18 protein-coding genes are annotated in these 16626 nt (G+C 35.5%); 8 read left to right on the top strand and 10 right to left on the bottom strand.

What is annotated here, in order from left to right:
* The first annotated feature begins 123 nt into the window (after nt 1–123).
* The gene (locus tag WH188_RS14480; RefSeq protein ID WP_339424227.1) at nt 124–816 is read left to right on the top strand and encodes a DUF6896 domain-containing protein; all 693 of its coding nucleotides are present in this window, start codon (nt 124–126) and stop codon (nt 814–816) included.
* Nucleotides 817–972: 156 nt separating this feature from the next.
* On the opposite strand, the gene WH188_RS14475 is transcribed toward WH188_RS14480, so the two are convergent.
* The gene (locus WH188_RS14475) at nt 973–1662 is read right to left on the bottom strand and encodes a hypothetical protein (protein WP_339424226.1); all 690 of its coding nucleotides are present in this window, start codon (nt 1660–1662) and stop codon (nt 973–975) included.
* A gap of 20 nt (nt 1663–1682) precedes the next feature.
* The gene (locus WH188_RS14470; protein ID WP_339424225.1) at nt 1683–2474 is read right to left on the bottom strand and encodes a ZIP family metal transporter; all 792 of its coding nucleotides are present in this window, start codon (nt 2472–2474) and stop codon (nt 1683–1685) included.
* A 154-nt stretch (nt 2475–2628) separates the two neighbouring features.
* Here WH188_RS14470 and folE point away from each other — a divergent pair, with 154 nt between their 5' ends.
* Nucleotides 2629–3303: a GTP cyclohydrolase I FolE gene (gene folE / locus WH188_RS14465; protein ID WP_339424224.1), complete on the top strand. Its 675-nt coding sequence runs from the start codon at nt 2629–2631 to the stop codon at nt 3301–3303.
* A 169-nt stretch (nt 3304–3472) separates the two neighbouring features.
* Nucleotides 3473–3751, top strand: a complete 279-nt coding sequence (locus tag WH188_RS14460) for a hypothetical protein (RefSeq protein WP_339424223.1) — start codon at nt 3473–3475, stop codon at nt 3749–3751.
* 1015 nt (nt 3752–4766) lie between these two features.
* On the opposite strand, the gene WH188_RS14455 is transcribed toward WH188_RS14460, so the two are convergent.
* Nucleotides 4767–5531, bottom strand: coding sequence for an NADAR family protein (locus WH188_RS14455; protein ID WP_339424222.1), 765 nt, complete (start codon nt 5529–5531; stop codon nt 4767–4769).
* A gap of 227 nt (nt 5532–5758) precedes the next feature.
* Between WH188_RS14455 and WH188_RS14450 the strand changes: the two genes are divergently transcribed.
* Nucleotides 5759–5881 carry a hypothetical protein gene (locus WH188_RS14450; RefSeq protein ID WP_339424221.1) on the top strand — a complete coding sequence of 41 codons (123 nt, stop codon included), beginning with the start codon at nt 5759–5761 and terminating at the stop codon, nt 5879–5881.
* Between the two features lie 218 nt (nt 5882–6099).
* Here the strand turns inward: WH188_RS14450 and WH188_RS14445 are convergent, their stop codons facing one another.
* On the bottom strand, nt 6100–6285 hold the full coding sequence (locus WH188_RS14445; protein ID WP_021188542.1) for a hypothetical protein: 186 nt from the start codon (nt 6283–6285) through the stop codon (nt 6100–6102).
* A gap of 53 nt (nt 6286–6338) precedes the next feature.
* On the opposite strand from WH188_RS14445, the gene WH188_RS14440 reads away from it, so the two are divergent.
* Both WH188_RS14440 and ubiE read left to right on the top strand, forming a co-directional pair.
* Nucleotides 6339–6932 carry a TetR/AcrR family transcriptional regulator gene (locus tag WH188_RS14440; RefSeq protein WP_339424220.1) on the top strand — a complete coding sequence of 198 codons (594 nt, stop codon included), beginning with the start codon at nt 6339–6341 and terminating at the stop codon, nt 6930–6932.
* 45 nt (nt 6933–6977) lie between these two features.
* The gene (gene ubiE / locus WH188_RS14435; RefSeq protein WP_339424219.1) at nt 6978–7709 is read left to right on the top strand and encodes a bifunctional demethylmenaquinone methyltransferase/2-methoxy-6-polyprenyl-1,4-benzoquinol methylase UbiE; all 732 of its coding nucleotides are present in this window, start codon (nt 6978–6980) and stop codon (nt 7707–7709) included.
* A 106-nt stretch (nt 7710–7815) separates the two neighbouring features.
* On the opposite strand, the gene WH188_RS14430 is transcribed toward ubiE, so the two are convergent.
* Complete coding sequence (locus WH188_RS14430; protein WP_339424218.1) at nt 7816–8916, bottom strand: hypothetical protein; 1101 nt, start codon at nt 8914–8916, stop codon at nt 7816–7818.
* Nucleotides 8917–8973: 57 nt separating this feature from the next.
* Entirely contained in the window at nt 8974–9615 is a 642-nt protein-coding gene (locus WH188_RS14425; RefSeq protein ID WP_339424217.1) for a DUF4272 domain-containing protein, read from the bottom strand.
* A gap of 221 nt (nt 9616–9836) precedes the next feature.
* On the opposite strand from WH188_RS14425, the gene WH188_RS14420 reads away from it, so the two are divergent.
* Together WH188_RS14420 and WH188_RS14415 are read left to right on the top strand one after the other, a co-directional pair.
* Nucleotides 9837–10163, top strand: a complete 327-nt coding sequence (locus WH188_RS14420) for a hypothetical protein (protein ID WP_132768134.1) — start codon at nt 9837–9839, stop codon at nt 10161–10163.
* A 264-nt stretch (nt 10164–10427) separates the two neighbouring features.
* On the top strand, nt 10428–11114 hold the full coding sequence (locus tag WH188_RS14415) for an EF-Tu C-terminal domain-related protein (RefSeq protein ID WP_339424216.1): 687 nt from the start codon (nt 10428–10430) through the stop codon (nt 11112–11114).
* Nucleotides 11115–11162: 48 nt separating this feature from the next.
* Here the strand turns inward: WH188_RS14415 and WH188_RS14410 are convergent, their stop codons facing one another.
* From WH188_RS14410 to WH188_RS14395, 4 genes are all read right to left on the bottom strand, one after another.
* On the bottom strand, nt 11163–11714 hold the full coding sequence (locus WH188_RS14410) for a dihydrofolate reductase family protein (protein WP_339424215.1): 552 nt from the start codon (nt 11712–11714) through the stop codon (nt 11163–11165).
* A gap of 187 nt (nt 11715–11901) precedes the next feature.
* Nucleotides 11902–12345 carry a hypothetical protein gene (locus WH188_RS14405; protein WP_339424214.1) on the bottom strand — a complete coding sequence of 148 codons (444 nt, stop codon included), beginning with the start codon at nt 12343–12345 and terminating at the stop codon, nt 11902–11904.
* Nucleotides 12346–12358: 13 nt separating this feature from the next.
* Nucleotides 12359–13456 (bottom strand): efflux RND transporter periplasmic adaptor subunit, encoded by a 1098-nt coding sequence (locus tag WH188_RS14400; RefSeq protein WP_339424213.1) that lies wholly within the window; start codon nt 13454–13456, stop codon nt 12359–12361.
* A 13-nt stretch (nt 13457–13469) separates the two neighbouring features.
* On the bottom strand, nt 13470–16613 hold the full coding sequence (locus WH188_RS14395; protein ID WP_339424212.1) for an efflux RND transporter permease subunit: 3144 nt from the start codon (nt 16611–16613) through the stop codon (nt 13470–13472).
* Nucleotides 16614–16626: the final 13 nt, after the last annotated feature.

Genomic DNA, 16626 nt, shown 5'->3' with positions numbered 1-16626 from the left:
AAAATAGACACCCTCCTATCTTTCTTCCAGCTTAAGGTATTTCTGCCATAACTTTACTACTTTTATATTTAACAAATAATGTTAGATAAACTTCTATTACATACCAATTTAAAATCGTTACCATTGAATAGATTAATCGATATAATTACGATAAATTCGCTTGCGGAAATTCCTGATCTTGAAACAATTCGTGCCATTCCCAGAGAAAGAAAACTAATGCTTATCTTCGGGGAAAGCGTTCAAAATGAAAGAGAAACCATAGGGCACGACCTAAAAAAAGAACTTCAAGGTTTTCAGGTTGGAATACACATTTCTGAACCGAAGATAAATATTGCGAAACTTATCGCTGATAAGGATATTGAAGACCATCAAGATCTCTTTGAGCAATGTGCAAAGGATTACAGGACGTTGGGTGAAGAGTTGATAATCAAACTAGTGGGTAAACTCAAGGTGAAGTTAAATCGAGATTTTCCATTGGATACTTTTGATGAATATAAATGGGATGAAAGGCAAATAGGAAAACTTGACGATTGGAGATACGACATTCATGGGATTCATTGTGGATTTGAAAACAGCAAAACAGGTCAAGTTATAGAAGTTTCTCTTAACGTCCCGAATGAATTTGGTGGCTTAGACCCCTACTTCTTTTCACAATTTATTAAAACAACAGTAAAGTACAGACCACTGCCTATTGATATTTTTGAAAATTTCGCTGATGGTTCAAGAATAATAGACAAAATGCTTTTACTTGGAAAATTTGAAAAAATAAGTCTAAATATGGATAATTGCTATGCCATTGTCGTGACTGATCGATAATATATTGCAGTCAATATAAAAATTTAAACAAACTTTTCTATTGACTACAAATTTCACAGCCTAAGACTTTAGCCATTACAAACTATCTTAGGCATTGGTAGATATTACTAAATCAAGTAACCTCCTAAAAATGAGTATGAAAAATGATGAGCGTTGTTATTTTATAAAATCTCCTTTTGTTTCAAATAGTCTCCCCTCCTGATCTTCTACGATGAAGATAACATCATATTTCCCATTTTTAAAGTCTTTTAGGTCCAGATGCTCATGAAAGGTATGTTGTAGAGCGCCGATCATCGCGCCTGTATTATAAGTATAGGTTTTGGAAAATGAACCCAATTTAAGCTGAACCTTTACACTTTTAATCTTTTTGGAGGCAGTAATTTCTGACTCCAGATGCAGATTATCTTTCTTCGCATTAAGACCTACATCAATTTTCGAGGCAAATGGCATCGAACTATCTACTTTTAGATTGATCTCAGTTTCCTCCTCTGCAGTTTCTCCTACTTCCGAAACTGCTTTGATACATAATTTATAAATTCCGACTGCTAAATACACTGGAATAGGTATAACCCCGCTTAAATGATATTGATTATGTTGTTTGACATCGGTAGTATAATCCTTCACATAGGACCAATCTGTCTTTTTTATTGGTTCAAATTTCACTGTCAGCAATTTAATTCCTTCAGGAAAGTAAATATTTGTTTTAAAATGGAGATCTTGACCAATAAACGCGTTAACCTCATTACCTGTTTTCCCAACTTTAATCGTACTTATGCCAGTTTGAGAATTATTGCATCCAATTAGGAAGATGAGGATCATCAAGAGAATCGATAATTTGTAATTCATTGTATTCATTCTTTAGTTTTTTAATGTTCGTGATGTGATTCATGATTATGGTGATCATGTTCAGAATGGCTATGATCATGTCCGCCAATGATTAAACTGCTCAGTGATAATACTATTCCCAACAATACTGCAATCATCTTCTTTTTATTGAAAACATGGTGGTCTGCAGATCCGGACTCAAAAAGAATTGTAGTGGAAACATGAAGGAATATACCGATCACTACAGCCATAATTTTATCAAAATATTGTGCAAGATCACCCACAGCATGCTGACTGATAAACTGACTGGTCAAAAAACCTGCTGGAGTCATCATAGCAAATACGAAAATAGCAATCAGTAATGTTCTTTTTGAAACTTGAGAGGCCAGAAGTAAAGATCCCAATGCAAATGCTGCTGGAATATGATGGATCGCGATACCAAAAACAAGATGTTGACGCTGTGCACTAACCAAAGGCATACCTTCTAAAAAAGCATGGACACATAAGCTCAACAAAATAGCTAGTGGAAAAGAATTGATATTTTCCTTCTTCATATGTATATGTCCATGCTCCACTCCCTGGGAGAAATGTTCTAACAAAAGCTGGAATAGGAAACCGCCAAGTATATACAGTCCAATAGTGTCCATATGCTCCGACGCATCTGCATACACGTGCGGAATAAGATGAAGTATCGTCAGTCCAAAAAGATAGGCACCACTGAAGGAAAGAATCAATTTTAAAAATGTTGAACGATCCCGTTTGACTGATAAAACGGAAATTCCACTTATAAATGGAGATAAAAAAAGTATAGAAACAATAAGTATAGCATTCATTTATTATAATAATTAAAAATGTCAATTGGATTATCAATGTTCAAATATAGATAAGATAATTCACAAAAGCAATTTAGTTGCATTTGAAGAATTTAGATTTATATTTGTTAAATATTTAATAGCACTTCGAATTATTATAACAACAGTATAAATCATGATGAATTCATTATCACAAACAGAAACAATCTCCAATACAGAGGATATCGGAGATCAACATGCCATGACTTCTATCGAAACGCCTTTACGACCGGATGCATTTCTCAGAACTGATGAAGAGAAAATGAATCGCATTTCCGAGCTTTTTCAACAAATATTATGGGAACTTGGATTAGATCTACATGATGACAGTTTAAGTGGCACGCCCTACCGTTTCGCCAAAATGTACATAAAGGAATTGTTCTATGGTCTCAATCCTTTAAATAAGCCAAAGCTTTCTACATTCGTCAATAAATATGATTATAATAAAATATTGATTGAAAAGAATATCCGAGTAAATTCAACCTGTGAACACCATTTTCTGCCCATTTTAGGACTTGCACACATCGGTTACCTTGCAAAGAATAAGGTAATCGGTCTCTCTAAAATTAATCGTGTGGTCGATTATTATGCACACAGACCTCAGGTGCAGGAAAGATTAACCTTGCAGATATATAATGAATTGAAATCTGCTTTACAGACCGATGATATCATTGTGGTGATCCATGCCGAGCATCTTTGTGTATCTGCCCGCGGTATTAAGGACAGTACAAGTAGTACAACTTCCATTGAATATGGTGGCATTTTCTCTTCAGAGACAAAGAGAAATGAGTTTTTAAACCTATTAAAATAGATCATACCTCTACTATGTATAAATATTAAAGAGCTAAATAATTATTCTTACTGACCGCTAAAAAATAATGGTTTACCGATTTTCTTCCTTCACCCACCTATTTCCACTAAGCTTTGAAACGCAATAGCGCTACTTTTGAATCATAAACAAATACATAAACAGATTTATCATGAAAACTAAAACAATCTTCGACATCAATAGCAAAACAATCACAAATGGTTTTCAAAAAGCATTTGATTCGCTAAAAAATTCTAAATTAAAAGTTTCTTCTAGTACTGGAAAAGTGTACATGAGCATTTCATTGCTCTTTGCAATAATTATCGGAATTATATTTCCGGTTGCACTTATCGTACTATTAGCATTTACGATATTTTCGAAACTTACAATTTCAATTGAACAAGAGGTTAAAGAAGCAATGGATAATAATAAAATCATTGAATTGAAATAATTTATAGGCTAACAGTTATGCTTGACTGCCTATAGTTCGCTCACGATATCAGGAAGCATATTTAATGTGACCTGTTCATTCAAAGAAAGGACAATGAAATATGCTTTTAAAGCGAAAAAAGCCATGTAATGTACATGGCTTTTTTTTCTTCATACGTAGTATGTTACTTATCCATTTATTTTCGAATAAATGACAGTAGCCAAAAATTGTCCGTTGTAGAACTCATTTTCCTTAAAATATCCTTCTTTAATAAAATTACATTTCTCTAATACTTTGGCAGGCCACATTTTCGGGATCAATTACTGCTTCAATTGAATGTAGTTTCATGTCGTTAAAACCATAGTTAACTATTGTAGTCTTAAACAATCAATATGGTTGAGAGCTGAACTTTATTTGATGAAAGTAATAGTCTAGAATTGCCAACATCAGAAAATACATTCCTCCGTAAGCATAAAGATAATTGGTCGAATCCATATTAAAAAAGAAGGATACAAAAAAGAGCAAGCAAAAGCTGATCACCATCAGAACAATGTTTTTCTGCAATAAAACTTTGATAGATTGGCCAAATAAGTACTTGACTTTAATGGGCTCTACAAGGGTTGATAGGAACGGTAGTGCAAGTTCGTATCCCCTTCTATGATGTAGGAACGAAACTGGGAAAATCAAAAAACCAAGTATAACAATCAATAAAATAACTGAAGTAATATGCTGATTTTTAACTATTTTTTTATCTAGAAAAAGACAGGTTACGATTCCTAATACTGTGTAAAATAATAAAAATGGTGTCAGTAATATTTCTTTCGTTTTAAGTAGCGGAAGCAGATTTCCGCTATATAAAATCTGTTTAAAATACAAAGCACTTATCACTAAATTAATGACGATAGTTATCCAGATTTTATATTTACTCATTTCTAAATTGATTTTTAATTACCGCAGCTATCTTCTCCTTGAATCCTAGTTCCTTTATTAACTTAATTATCTATTTTCCTTAAAGTCGAATTCGCATCATAATTACTTAATCATAAAAGCTTTGCCATTCATATGGGCATGTGTTCGTCATTTTAAAAATCATTTTCTCTCTGTCATCAAGTCCATTATAATATTCTGAAAATTGGGTTAGATAGTCCTCTCCTTTTCCCATCCTCCAAAACATATCATTACTATCCATATTAGGGAATTTCTTCCACGGTGGTTGAATGGAATTCTCAAGTGGCTTGAAATGTCCAAATTGTTTAAAAAAATCACGCACATACATTAATGCAAAACCTAAGAGATTTTCTCCACGCCAATTATAAATATTTTCAATATCATCGTTATCTACAGCAATACCAATTCCCCAAATTACATCAACCGGACTTGCTTCTACCAAAATTCTATTTTCTGTTTGCAAAAGATAATTTGCTAATCTTGGATGTTGATTGAATTTATGTATATTTCCCAGTTTTACAATTTCAAATTTATGCTCATTCCAGATTTGTTGATCATAGCCTAGGATTTGTCTGCCTAGTTCTTTTGCTTCTCCAGGTTTTTCACAATTTATGATCTTATCAAAAAGATTATCATCACCGAACAGTAGAGCTTTGTGAGCCATCATCCAGTGTTCAGAAGTTTTATAATTAACACTGTCAACCTTAAAAGGGCAATCAAACCATTGGCTAAAACAAGATTTACTTACCACATCTTTATGTCTATTTTCATGTCCCCAAAAGAAAATATATTTCAAGGTCTCACCACTTTCAAATCTTTCAATTAACCAATCTATATCGTATTTTATCTTCATTTTGATGCTATCTAGTCTATCCAATTGATATTGAGATTTTTAAATTTTATTATGCCGTATCTTAGAGTGTGTTCAATTTAGATAATATCTAACATTAATTCCCAAAAAACATTTATTTTTTCTGTTTCAAGAAAGGGTGAAATATTCCAAATTAGATTATGTCCTTTCGTGTTAATCAAGAATCTTATGGATAATCGTTAGCTAAATTTACTTTTCAAATAATTTTGATGACAGAAATAATAAAAGCATCCACCTACGAAGTAACACAGGGTATCTATTGGATCACTGACATTGTAATTGGTGTATTTAGGCATGATATATTCAAAAACAATGGAAACGAAAAACGCTAATACAAGTATCTGATATAATGGATAATAATGGGGTGCGCTGTATAAAGTTAAAAGGAGATTTCCAATGCAAAATGCGATATATGCGATTAATGGAACAAAGACAAAATCTGTCAACCAGTTATTTAAAACCGGGATTGGCTGTCCTGTCTGCCTGCAATATCGAATAAGAATCCACGATAGACCATAAAACAGCAAGAATGGGTCAAATAAGTATTGCTTTAATGTGCAAAAGAAATTGCGATCAAGGTAGCGACTATTCCACATGTCATCAAGGTTAAAAACATATACCATCCCATAACTTTACTCGCTCTTTTCAAAGTACTATCTGTGGTATTAAAACCAAAAATAGTTTCTCGAATATCTTTAAGATTTCTTATGAACCAGTTCTCTTTTTGCGTTTTCATACACAAAAGTAAAAAATATATTCAAAATTAGAACTTTTGTTCTAATTTTGAATATGAATACAAAAGAACGCATTCTTGAAATTTCATTGCAGGTCTTTAATACCAGAGGTCTTCGTAATACCAGTACCCGCCACATCGCCACAGAAATGGGTATCAGTGCAGGGAATTTACATTATCACTTCAAACATACGGAGGATATCATACAAGCCTTATTTGACCGTCTGATTAAAGAATCAGATGTGCTAATGGCATCTCTTGAAAACTATGTAGAAGGTGTTGACATGGAATTAGTATTTACTATTTTCAAAGATTTTTATAATCTCCTCACTCGTTATCAGTTTATATTCATAAACTTTGTTGAAATCTCCTTATGGATCCCTTCAATCCGCGAATCATATGCCGCAATAGTGATTAAACGAAAAAAGGAAACCAAACGTTTCTTTAACCTGATGGTTCAAAAGAAAGTGTTAAGAAATGATATCCCTGAAGAAGTGTGGGATTATCTGATCAACAATATTTTTATTATGGTTGACTTTTGGCCTTCACATAACTTGATTAATGAAAAACTTGAAGGTCTCCAGGCGTATGAATCCTATGTCAGTTCCATCAAGGCTTTAATGTATCCCTATTTCACACACCCACAGTAACTAATAATAATTCAACTTAAATTGGATCGGCATCATTTAAAAAATATGAACTCGAAAATTACACCTTATTTAGACTCGACAGAAGGAAAAAGTAAACAGGTTGAACACATGTTTGATACCATCTCCGAAAAGTATGATCTCCTAAACAATATTATCACCTTTAGGATGGATAAAAGTTGGCGACGTAAAGTTTTAAAAATAGTTTCAGAATGTCATCCCCGTCACATACTTGACGTCGCAACCGGAACCGGCGATATGGCAATTCTTTTAGGAAAGACGCAAGCTGAAAATATAATCGGCGTTGATATCTCAAAAGGAATGCTTAAGATCGCAAATGAAAAAATTAGTGCCAATAAATTAGACGGACGCATTCACACTGAAGTGCAGCATGCTGAATCTCTATCTTTTGCTGATTGTTCTTTTGATATAGTCAATATCAGCTACGGTGTAAGGAATTTTGAAAATCTTGAAAAAGGACTTGGAGAAATGTATAGAGTAATGCAGTCTGACGGAACGATTGTTATTTTAGAAACTTCGGTTCCCTCAAATAAATTAATAAAATTTGGATATCTCCTGTATACGGAACACCTCATGCCAAGTATAGCCCGAATCTTTTCCAAAGATAAAAATGCATATGCTTACCTATCCAAATCGGCTATAAACTTCCCTTCTGGAGATAAATTCGTGAGCATACTGGAAGAATCCGGCTTTGTTAAAGTAAAAGCCTATCCACAACTTTTTGGTGCTGCCACCATTTATGTTGGTAAAAAGCAATAATAAAAAGCTGGCTTCCTGTTGAAATGTAAAGATCAGCAGTACAATTCAACAGGAAGCCCACTTATGGGCTTATATTTCGCGATTGAAACAAAAACTAATATTTCACTTACGTTTGTTGGTGAAAAGCTACGACAAGAGAACAATCTGTACAAATTTCAACATAAAGTGTTCCTTCTGAACCGTTCATGATTTGATCCCAGGAAAGAGCCGCTAGTAATTTCATTTTCTTTTGACAGTCAGGACAATTTTCATATTGCCAATCTTGCACCCATTCTGCGTTCCCTCCTATTATTGATACATCATCATTTCCGCATGCGAAATATACAGGTTTTTTTGAAATTGATAACGCCAGTTTGTTTGTTGTCAATTCTTTAAAATCTGCTAACGACAAATAGTTTTCTTTTGTATACGGTTCTACGATCTCAAAAGTGCTCGCTCCATCAATTTGGTAACGAACTATTGTCTTTTCACACATACTTGCACAATTCGGACATATTGGAATTTTTAGAAGCCCTGGTAATCCAAGAAATGATAGCCGTTCGTCGTTTCCATTTAGGGTTAATATATCGACCGTTTGACACTTACAGATCTGACAATTCTCATTTTTTGGTACAGCTTCTTTGACTGCATCATCTTCATGTTGTTCATCTTCTAAAAGTGAATAACAAGTTTCATAATTAAGTTGAACCTTGTTTCCTGCTTGATCAAAAGTCCATCCGCCCAATGCGGCATAAAATGAAGGATCTACATACAGATTTTTACGCCAAGGCAGTGGATTTTTTTCCAGTTCATGGAAAGTCTTTCTTACTTTTTCACCACCTACCACTGCAAGACAACTTAATATATGGCCTGCATATGCACAATCAGGTGTACAGATTAATGCGATTAATTGATCTTGGATTTCATCTGATGCATTTCTATATAAGGTTGGCGGATAAAAGATCTTTTTTTGAAATGCTGCGTCAGCAATTTTACTTGTATCAATGTCCTGGTAAGCCAGTAATCCAGAAAAATCTTTATAGACTTCTTCCCATTTGTCAATGGTTTCAATTTTTGCAATAATATTTTCAACCGTTTCAAGAATCTGGCCTCTGCTCATCGATTCATAATGTTCTCGCAACTTTCTGTTTTTGCAAGAATAGCACAGTCCCTCAAAATATTTTTCTCTGTCACATTCAGGACATGGTATAGCTGCTCTCTGTGTCATTTATTTCAATCTTATTTTTAAAGTGATTAGGAAAAAGCCGGAACTAAATATTGGTTTTTACGTTCCCATTTCAACATTATCCCAGTCATTTTCGCGGTTGAATGCCCATTCCAAAGATTTCCGTCGCTCATAGATCAGCCCTTCATTTAACTTAGCTTGACGGCCATTTAGTCTTTCATCTACACAGTACCAATGCAATCTATAATAATAATCCAGCATCGTATATAGCTCTATCTCTGTACGTACTTCTGGCAAACGCTCAAGCTTAATATTCGTTTCACCATGTTGTAAATTAGGTAACAGGGAGACCATATGATCACCGACATAGTCCTCTGCTTCTAGACGCTCAATCATACCAGTTGCCCACATTAAAGCCCATAAACTTTCTAAATACCAATTCAGGCTATTAATTTCGATATCCGTTAGCTCATCATTGTCTTTTTCTAAGATTTCTTTTTCAGCATCTGAAAGAAATACTAGAAGATTTTGGTTTTCAAGCCATTCCTTAATAATATAAACTGGAGCCTCAAAAGCAATGTTTATGAGCGCATTCATAACCGACATTCTGCCTTTTATTTCATCCAATGTCCGAAAAGAAGATGTCTCTAAAATGGGAAGCCAATCATTACCGCGATAACCTTTATCTTTAATTATTTTATCGTTTTCTAATTTTATCTGATGTTTTTGTTCTTCTGTCATTTTATATTGTCAATTATAATAGTAAACATAGTTTGAAAATGATCAAAGCATGGAAGTCATTTCTCTTCTCAAACGAAAATACAGATTAAGATAGTATCTGCAAACACGATAAAGAAGAGAATATGCATTAATTTATGATTGTACTTAACTACATATTGCTTTCATGAGCGCTTATTGGTAGCTTTATAAAGAAAACAAAACAATCATTATCAATGAAGCAGATGCCACTAACAATTGATATACTAAACTACGCTCTAGAACTTTCAATGGACTTTGGTGAAAACTGGTTGCAACCGATCAATGAAAGATTGTCAACTGTATTTCCGAATTTAAGTGCACAAAAACTGGAAGAGTGTCATTTAATTTGTAAGGCTGTGAATAAAATGGGAAATCGCTATGTACAAGAAAACCCAGTTCATTCAGGGACAGTGATTACATTTATTGCTTTTGAAGCTTTTGAAAAGTTTATGTTAAATAAGTATCATTGGGTATCTGCAAAAAATTTAAAACGCCTTTACAGTCAAAGTTGTTATTACGCTTATAAATAAAAACATCATGTAATAATGCAAACACCCTTTACGAATCGAATATTAGCATTAATGATGAGACCCCTATTTATTATGATGAGCAGTATGGCTTTACCTCAGTAAATTATCATAGTTAATGATGTTTTCTATTCATTAGGGTAACATTCTTCTTATTTCGAGTTATTCTATTTGGATAATGTAAAGAAGTTTAGAGAATACTAAATGCTATTATACAAGTTAAAAAGTTTTAAAATAAAAAAGATAAATAAATTTACAACAGCATTTATGGAAAATAAAACCAAGTTTGAAACTTTTGATCAATTGGTCTTTTTAACCGAATTATATCAAAATGATGATAGCTTTAATAAAACAGCATCCTTATTGATCAATGCATTAAATGATTGGCCTAATGCTCACTCATTAAAAATCTCGGAATTTATACAAGAGTTTGAAAGTTATTTTGGTAAGCCTATTACAATAGATAAAATCCGAAAGAATGCTATCGGTTCCACATCTCTCGATGCTTGGAGATGTGAAGCTGGAAGTTCATTAATAGAAATGATTGAATATGCAGAAGTACTTTATAATCGATCTGATTTTTCTTATATCATCGAACAAATAATCATTTATTACCAAAATAAAATTAAAATGATTGATTTTGTTGCTGAATTAACTTATAGAACTCAGGAAGAAGGAGGTCGATCAACTCCAGCTTTTTCAAAATATAGACCACAAGTAAAATTTGATTTTGACGACATGCAAACATCCGGAGAACAGACTTTTATTAATAAGACAGTTGTATATCCTGGGGAGGAAGTTAAAGCTACCCTTAGAATTATTGGACAAGAATATTTCAGTGGCAGGTTGGAAGAAGGAATGTTTTTTGAATTTCGTGAAGGAAGCAGGATAATTGGTACGGGAAAAATTGTAAAAATAATGAATGATAAATTGAGGAAAACTATAAATTTCTGATCGATTCAAATAGAGAAATATTGAATAATACGAATTAATAAAATACAATTACCCCCTTAACGGTTCATAGTAAAGGATGATCGCACCGCTACTAAAGATCTTCGTTTTGATGAGCTTCAATAAAGTTCGATTATGCATTTCCTCAAACAATGACAAGCCCTTACCTGCGATAAGCGGATGCACGCAAAACTGGTATTCATCAATCAGATCCCATTTCATGAGTTGATTAATCATACTCCTGCTGCCCAGTAAAATATCTTTCTCAGAACTTTCTTTCAGTGCTAAAACTTCCTTTTCAATATCCAGAGTTGCTAATCTAGCGGTATCCCAATCCGTATCTTTCAGTTTATTCGAAAAGACTATTTTTGAAATCTGATCTATTGCTATGGCAAAGTCATTCATCGATTTTTCTTCTGAAGGATCTTTTAAAAACGTCTGCCAATATTTCATAAGCTCAAATGTAATTCTACCATATAGAATGACCTCTGAATCCTTTAATAAATCCGTATAATGCTGATGAACTTCTTCGTCCGGTTGTATGGCCGTATGATCAAAAACACCATCAAGTGTCATATTGATCGCTGCAATTACTTTCTTCATTACCGCTCTTATTTTATATGAATGCTCGTTTTCTGAAATACCAATATGAAAATACAAATTTTGAATGGTAAAATCTCACTTTGCCCATAAGTAACACAGCTATTTACATAGAATCGTCCAAAATACAGATCTAAAAAAGGTGCTCTTCAAGTCAATGAAAAGCACCTTTTATCCTTCTTTCTACTTCCTATTGCGAAGCTTTTAGAAACGCATCGTAGTTATCTTTGCTTTCGAAATATGCGACTTCATCCTGATCTCCGATCAACACGATGTAGGCCGTTGCTTTATCTACCTTCTTTAAAGTGTGAGGATCGACCGCCATTCTGATCTTGGCATCATTTGGAATACGCTCTTTACACATCTCGCAACAACCGTAATATAGCTTACCCTCGAACGGAACTTCCAGTTGCTGTTTGCCCATATAGGCATCATTAACCATACAGACCAGATTATTGGGTACCTGATCTCCCTTTTTAGGAGTTGAAGTTCCTGCAGGAGCTAGAACCGGAACATGCTTTTGAGCCGGTGTACCACTAATCGCAGCCGCTTCTTTCGGTGCTTCATTCGTGCAGGATACCAGTACGATGGCGGCTATTGCCACCATCGCTATTGTGTTGAATTGTTTTATCATGATTTTAAATATTTTATTTATTTGGAATTGCTGAACCATCTTGAATCTCTTCATTGCCCATCTTAAGGATCACCGTATCTTCTGCCAATTCGCCCAATACTTCGACCATCTCAGGCATCACACGTCCTTTGCTTACCGCAATCTTTCTTGCTTTCCCACCTTCAACGGCAATGACATACATCCCCATATTACTGTCTACAACGGCAGATTTTGGGACAAAGAAAGTCGCTTCACTATTTTGTAAAGGAATTTGTGTTTCGGCTATCATAAAAGGTTTCAAAGCATTATTGGTATTGATAAAATCTGCCTCAACTTTCTCCGATCGCAATTTTAAATCAAGACTACCCGATTTACGGCTTATCTTCGCAAAATATTTATGTTGCGGTTGCGATCTCACATAAAACTGAATGGTATCCCCCAGTTTTATAAAAGGAGTATTTGCTTCTGGTATGGAAAGATTCAAACGCAATTTCTGATTATTCTGAACCACTAACAACGGTGATTTACCCATTGGTCCCACATAAGCACCCAAATCAACACTTCTATCCGTTATGATACCACTGAAAGGTGCGCGGATCACTAAATAATCGTCAATATTTTTGATTTCATGATACGCTGATTCTGCGGCGGCCAATTGTGCCTGATCCGATAATTTCCGGGCAGTGATCTGATCCATTGCATCGCGCGCGATAGCGCCCGCAGTCTGATTGGCTCTAACCATGCGATCATAAGTAGCCAGCGTTGATACATAAACAGCTTGCTGGGCCTTAAATTTCGCTTTAGCAGTTGCTACCTGCGACTGGATCTCAGGAGCCTCTAACGTCATCAAGATCTGTCCTTCAGAAACGCGATCACCGATGTCTACACGGATATTTTTAACGTAACTGTTTACTTTAGCAAACAATTCTGTGCTCTGATCAGGTTGCAATTCACCCGCTAGTTTCAGGATAACCAAAGGATTAATTTTCTTCACAGGAACGGTTTCGAAAGGATTCATCATCATCATACCCCCCATTTCCTTTTTCTGCTCTTCTTTATTTTCTTTTTTAGATTCAGCGCAGCCCGTGAAAATAAATGCCGATACAAGTGTTATATAAATTAAGTTTTTCATTTTTTTCTGTTTTCTAATTGTTAAAATGTACACTGTTTTCATCTTCAGGATCTAGAGAAGGTGATTGAACTTTAGTTTTACCCAATACCCAAGCAAATACCAAGGGTAAAATGATGAGTACGGAAAAAGTAGAAGCTACCAGTCCACCGATAATCGCTCTACCTAAGGGTGACACTTGATCTCCACCTTCGCCAAATCCAATTGCCATCGGCAACATACCGGCTGTCATCGCCAAAGTGGTCATAATGATCGGACGGATACGCAGTCCCGTTGCTGTAATAGCAGATAGCATGGCATTTTTATTTTCTAACCGCAATGTCTCCGCATTACTGATCAATAGTACAGCGTTGGCAATTGAAACACCTACTGCCATAATAATCCCCATATAAGATTGCATATTGATAGTCGATCCGGTCAATTTCAGTAAAACCAAAGAACCAAATACCACGAAAGGGACTGTGGTTAAAATGGTCAGTGAAACCTTGAAGGATTGAAAATTAGCTGTCAGCATCAAAAAGATAACCACGATTGCAATCAATAATCCGCTCGCTAAGCTATTCATGGTATCGTCTAAAACTGGAGCCATACCCGCTACTTGTATATTCACACCTTTTGGCAGTTCTCCTAAAGAATCAATTGCAGCCTGTACATCTTTTTTAGCTCGGCCAAGATCAGTCTGATGTACATTGGCTGTTACAGTTGTGTAACCCATTGTTCCCAAATTATAACTTTCGCCCAATGTTTTAACAGGTGTTATGGTTGCGACATCGCCAAGTACAGGTCTGTCCGCATTTTTAGATAATGGAATGTTCGCCAGTTCATCTTGGCTGTTTAAAATATTTTGAGGCATTTGTACCTGCACGTCATAAGCAATCCCCATCATACCGCCTACCCACATATTTTTACTTGTATAACGTGAAGAAGCAGTACTGGCGACCAAAGACTTCGAAATATCCTGCGCATCTAAGCCTAACTGTGCGGCTCTATTTCTGTCAATATTAATTTCCAGAGCTGGGTAATTCATGGATTGTGGTATTTTGACATCACGTAAGTAATCCAATTCTTTAAGCTTCGCCATCAATTTATTGGCAGACATCGCATTCATCTTCTTCATCATACCCGAAATACGGATCTCAATAGCGGTATTCGCACCTTGACTTAATATTTTTTCGGTTAATTCGATTGGTTCGAAAGAAAGCTTAAGTTCTGGCATCGTTTTTTTGAGATGCGCTCTTATTTCATCTTTTAAGAGATCCGAATTCCCTTTAAAATCTTTTAGCGCTACCTGAAGTAATGCTTCATGTGGACCCGCATTATAAAGATAAATGGGACTTACCGCAAATGAGGATGGATGTAAGCCGACGTAGGCAGAGGAAATCGCAATTTTATCTTTCCCGATCAAAGTACCCAATTGATGCAATACGGCCTTTACCTTTTCTTCCGTTTTTTCAATTCGCGTTCCTTCAGGCGCAGTTATCCGCATCTGGAATTGGCTCGAATTGACGTTCGGAAGAACATCTTTTCCTGTAAACTGATACATAACAGCAACAAGGGCTAGGATCAACATCAAACTGATGGAGACAATGATCTTCTTACTCGCCATTAATCGTTCCAACAGATTCGAGTAGCGAACTTTAAATCTATCGAAAGCTGTTTCTTTATGCACTTTACCCGCTACATGATTGTTTTTCATCATCCAATTGGCCATGATCGGCACAAAAGTCTGAGACATCAGGTAAGAAGTGATCATAGAAAATCCAATTGAAAGAGCCAGTGGCATAAACAGTGATCCCGGTATCCCCGTCATCACCAATGCAGGTGCAAATACGGCGAGAATACAAAGTAAGATCAATAATTTAGGGAAAGCTATCTCCATACAGGCATCCCAGATGGCCCTTGCTTTTGTTTTTCCCATTGCAAAGTGCTGATGGATATTTTCGATCGTGACCGTACTTTCATCCACCAGAATACCGATGGCTAGCGCTAATCCCGACAAACTCATGATGTTGATGGTTTGTCCAAATAACTTAAGAAAAAGCACACCTGAAATAATGGAAATCGGAATTGTTAAAATCACGATAATTGCGGCACGCATATCTCTTAAAAATAGGATCACCATTAAACCCGTAAGCAATGCTCCCAGGACCCCTTCTACAATCAGACTTTTTACCGCATTGATCACATAGACTGACTGATCAAACTCATAAGAAATCTTCACATCATCAGGGAGGTTTTTTTGAATATTAGGAATGACCTTTTTAAGGTTTTGTACGACATCATAAGTTGACGCTTTTCCTGATTTGGCTACATTGATATATACCGAACGCTTGCCATCAATCAAGGCATAGCCAGCTGTAATATCTGCACCATCTTTAACAGTTGCAACATCTCTTAAATATACATTATCAACCTGTCCTTTGAATAATGGAATATCGCCAAACTCTTCGACCGTCTTTAAGGTATTGTTGGTCGGTGTCAAGTAGTTGATATCGTCTATATACACGTTTCCTGAAGGTGATGTGATGTTCTGACGACTGATGATTTCCACAATCTGCTCTGGCGAAAGCTGGTGTACACGGAGTTTACTGGGATCAATATTAATTTCAATTGTCCGTGGACTTCCGCCAAATGGTGGCGCTGTTGTTAACCCCGGAATGGCAATCAAGAAAGGCCGTGCTGTAAAATTGGCAATATCCTGCAGCTGATTATTCGTTTTGGTTTCACTGCGGAAAACCAATTGACCCACCGGTTGTGATGAAGCATCAAACCGAATGATAAAAGGTGGCGGAGCACCATGCGGTAAGAATACCTGCGAGCGATTGGAGAGGGCTGTCAGCTGCGCAATAGCCTCTCCCATCTCAGTACCCTCATAAAAATTGACTTTCATCAATGTCAATCCCTGTGTATTTTTCGTCTCAATACTTTTTATTCCATTCGTAAAAAGCATCATATTGACATACATCTTGGTAAAGTAACCCTCCATCTGTTGTGGCGTATAGCCGTTAAACGAATGAGCTACATAAACCACCGGTAAGTTCATCTCAGGTAAAATATCTACCTGTATATCTTTTGCTGCCCGTATTCCGAAGAATAAAAGGCCCAATACCATAACCATGATGGAAATTGGTTTGCGAAGTGCAAATCTGATTAAATTCATTTTCGAAGAAAAA

It is taken from the genome of Sphingobacterium sp. MYb388 (genome assembly GCF_037479535.1).
Classification (GTDB): domain Bacteria; phylum Bacteroidota; class Bacteroidia; order Sphingobacteriales; family Sphingobacteriaceae; genus Sphingobacterium; species Sphingobacterium anhuiense.
Note: the sequence above shows the minus strand (reverse complement) of the source record. Positions and strands in the feature narration are given on the sequence as shown.

Bases quoted from the DNA above. Each gene is read 5' to 3' on its own strand.
- WH188_RS14475 (WP_339424226.1), bottom strand. From the start codon at position 1,662: ATGAATTACAAATTATCGATTCTCTTGATGATCCTCATCTTCCTAATT.
- WH188_RS14470 (WP_339424225.1), bottom strand. From the start codon at position 2,474: ATGAATGCTATACTTATTGTTTCTATACTTTTTTTATCTCCATTTATA.
- folE (WP_339424224.1), top strand. From the start codon at position 2,629: ATGATGAATTCATTATCACAAACAGAAACAATCTCCAATACAGAGGAT.
- WH188_RS14460 (WP_339424223.1), top strand. From the start codon at position 3,473: ATGAAAACTAAAACAATCTTCGACATCAATAGCAAAACAATCACAAAT.
- WH188_RS14455 (WP_339424222.1), bottom strand. From the start codon at position 5,531: ATGAAGATAAAATACGATATAGATTGGTTAATTGAAAGATTTGAAAGT.
- WH188_RS14450 (WP_339424221.1), top strand. From the start codon at position 5,759: ATGACAGAAATAATAAAAGCATCCACCTACGAAGTAACACAGGGTATC.
- WH188_RS14445 (WP_021188542.1), bottom strand. From the start codon at position 6,285: ATGAAAACGCAAAAAGAGAACTGGTTCATAAGAAATCTTAAAGATATT.
- WH188_RS14440 (WP_339424220.1), top strand. From the start codon at position 6,339: ATGAATACAAAAGAACGCATTCTTGAAATTTCATTGCAGGTCTTTAAT.
- ubiE (WP_339424219.1), top strand. From the start codon at position 6,978: ATGAACTCGAAAATTACACCTTATTTAGACTCGACAGAAGGAAAAAGT.
- WH188_RS14430 (WP_339424218.1), bottom strand. From the start codon at position 8,916: ATGACACAGAGAGCAGCTATACCATGTCCTGAATGTGACAGAGAAAAA.
- WH188_RS14425 (WP_339424217.1), bottom strand. From the start codon at position 9,615: ATGACAGAAGAACAAAAACATCAGATAAAATTAGAAAACGATAAAATA.
- WH188_RS14420 (WP_132768134.1), top strand. From the start codon at position 9,837: ATGCCACTAACAATTGATATACTAAACTACGCTCTAGAACTTTCAATG.
- WH188_RS14415 (WP_339424216.1), top strand. From the start codon at position 10,428: ATGGAAAATAAAACCAAGTTTGAAACTTTTGATCAATTGGTCTTTTTA.
- WH188_RS14410 (WP_339424215.1), bottom strand. From the start codon at position 11,714: ATGAAGAAAGTAATTGCAGCGATCAATATGACACTTGATGGTGTTTTT.
- WH188_RS14405 (WP_339424214.1), bottom strand. From the start codon at position 12,345: ATGATAAAACAATTCAACACAATAGCGATGGTGGCAATAGCCGCCATC.
- WH188_RS14400 (WP_339424213.1), bottom strand. From the start codon at position 13,456: ATGAAAAACTTAATTTATATAACACTTGTATCGGCATTTATTTTCACG.
- WH188_RS14395 (WP_339424212.1), bottom strand. From the start codon at position 16,613: ATGAATTTAATCAGATTTGCACTTCGCAAACCAATTTCCATCATGGTT.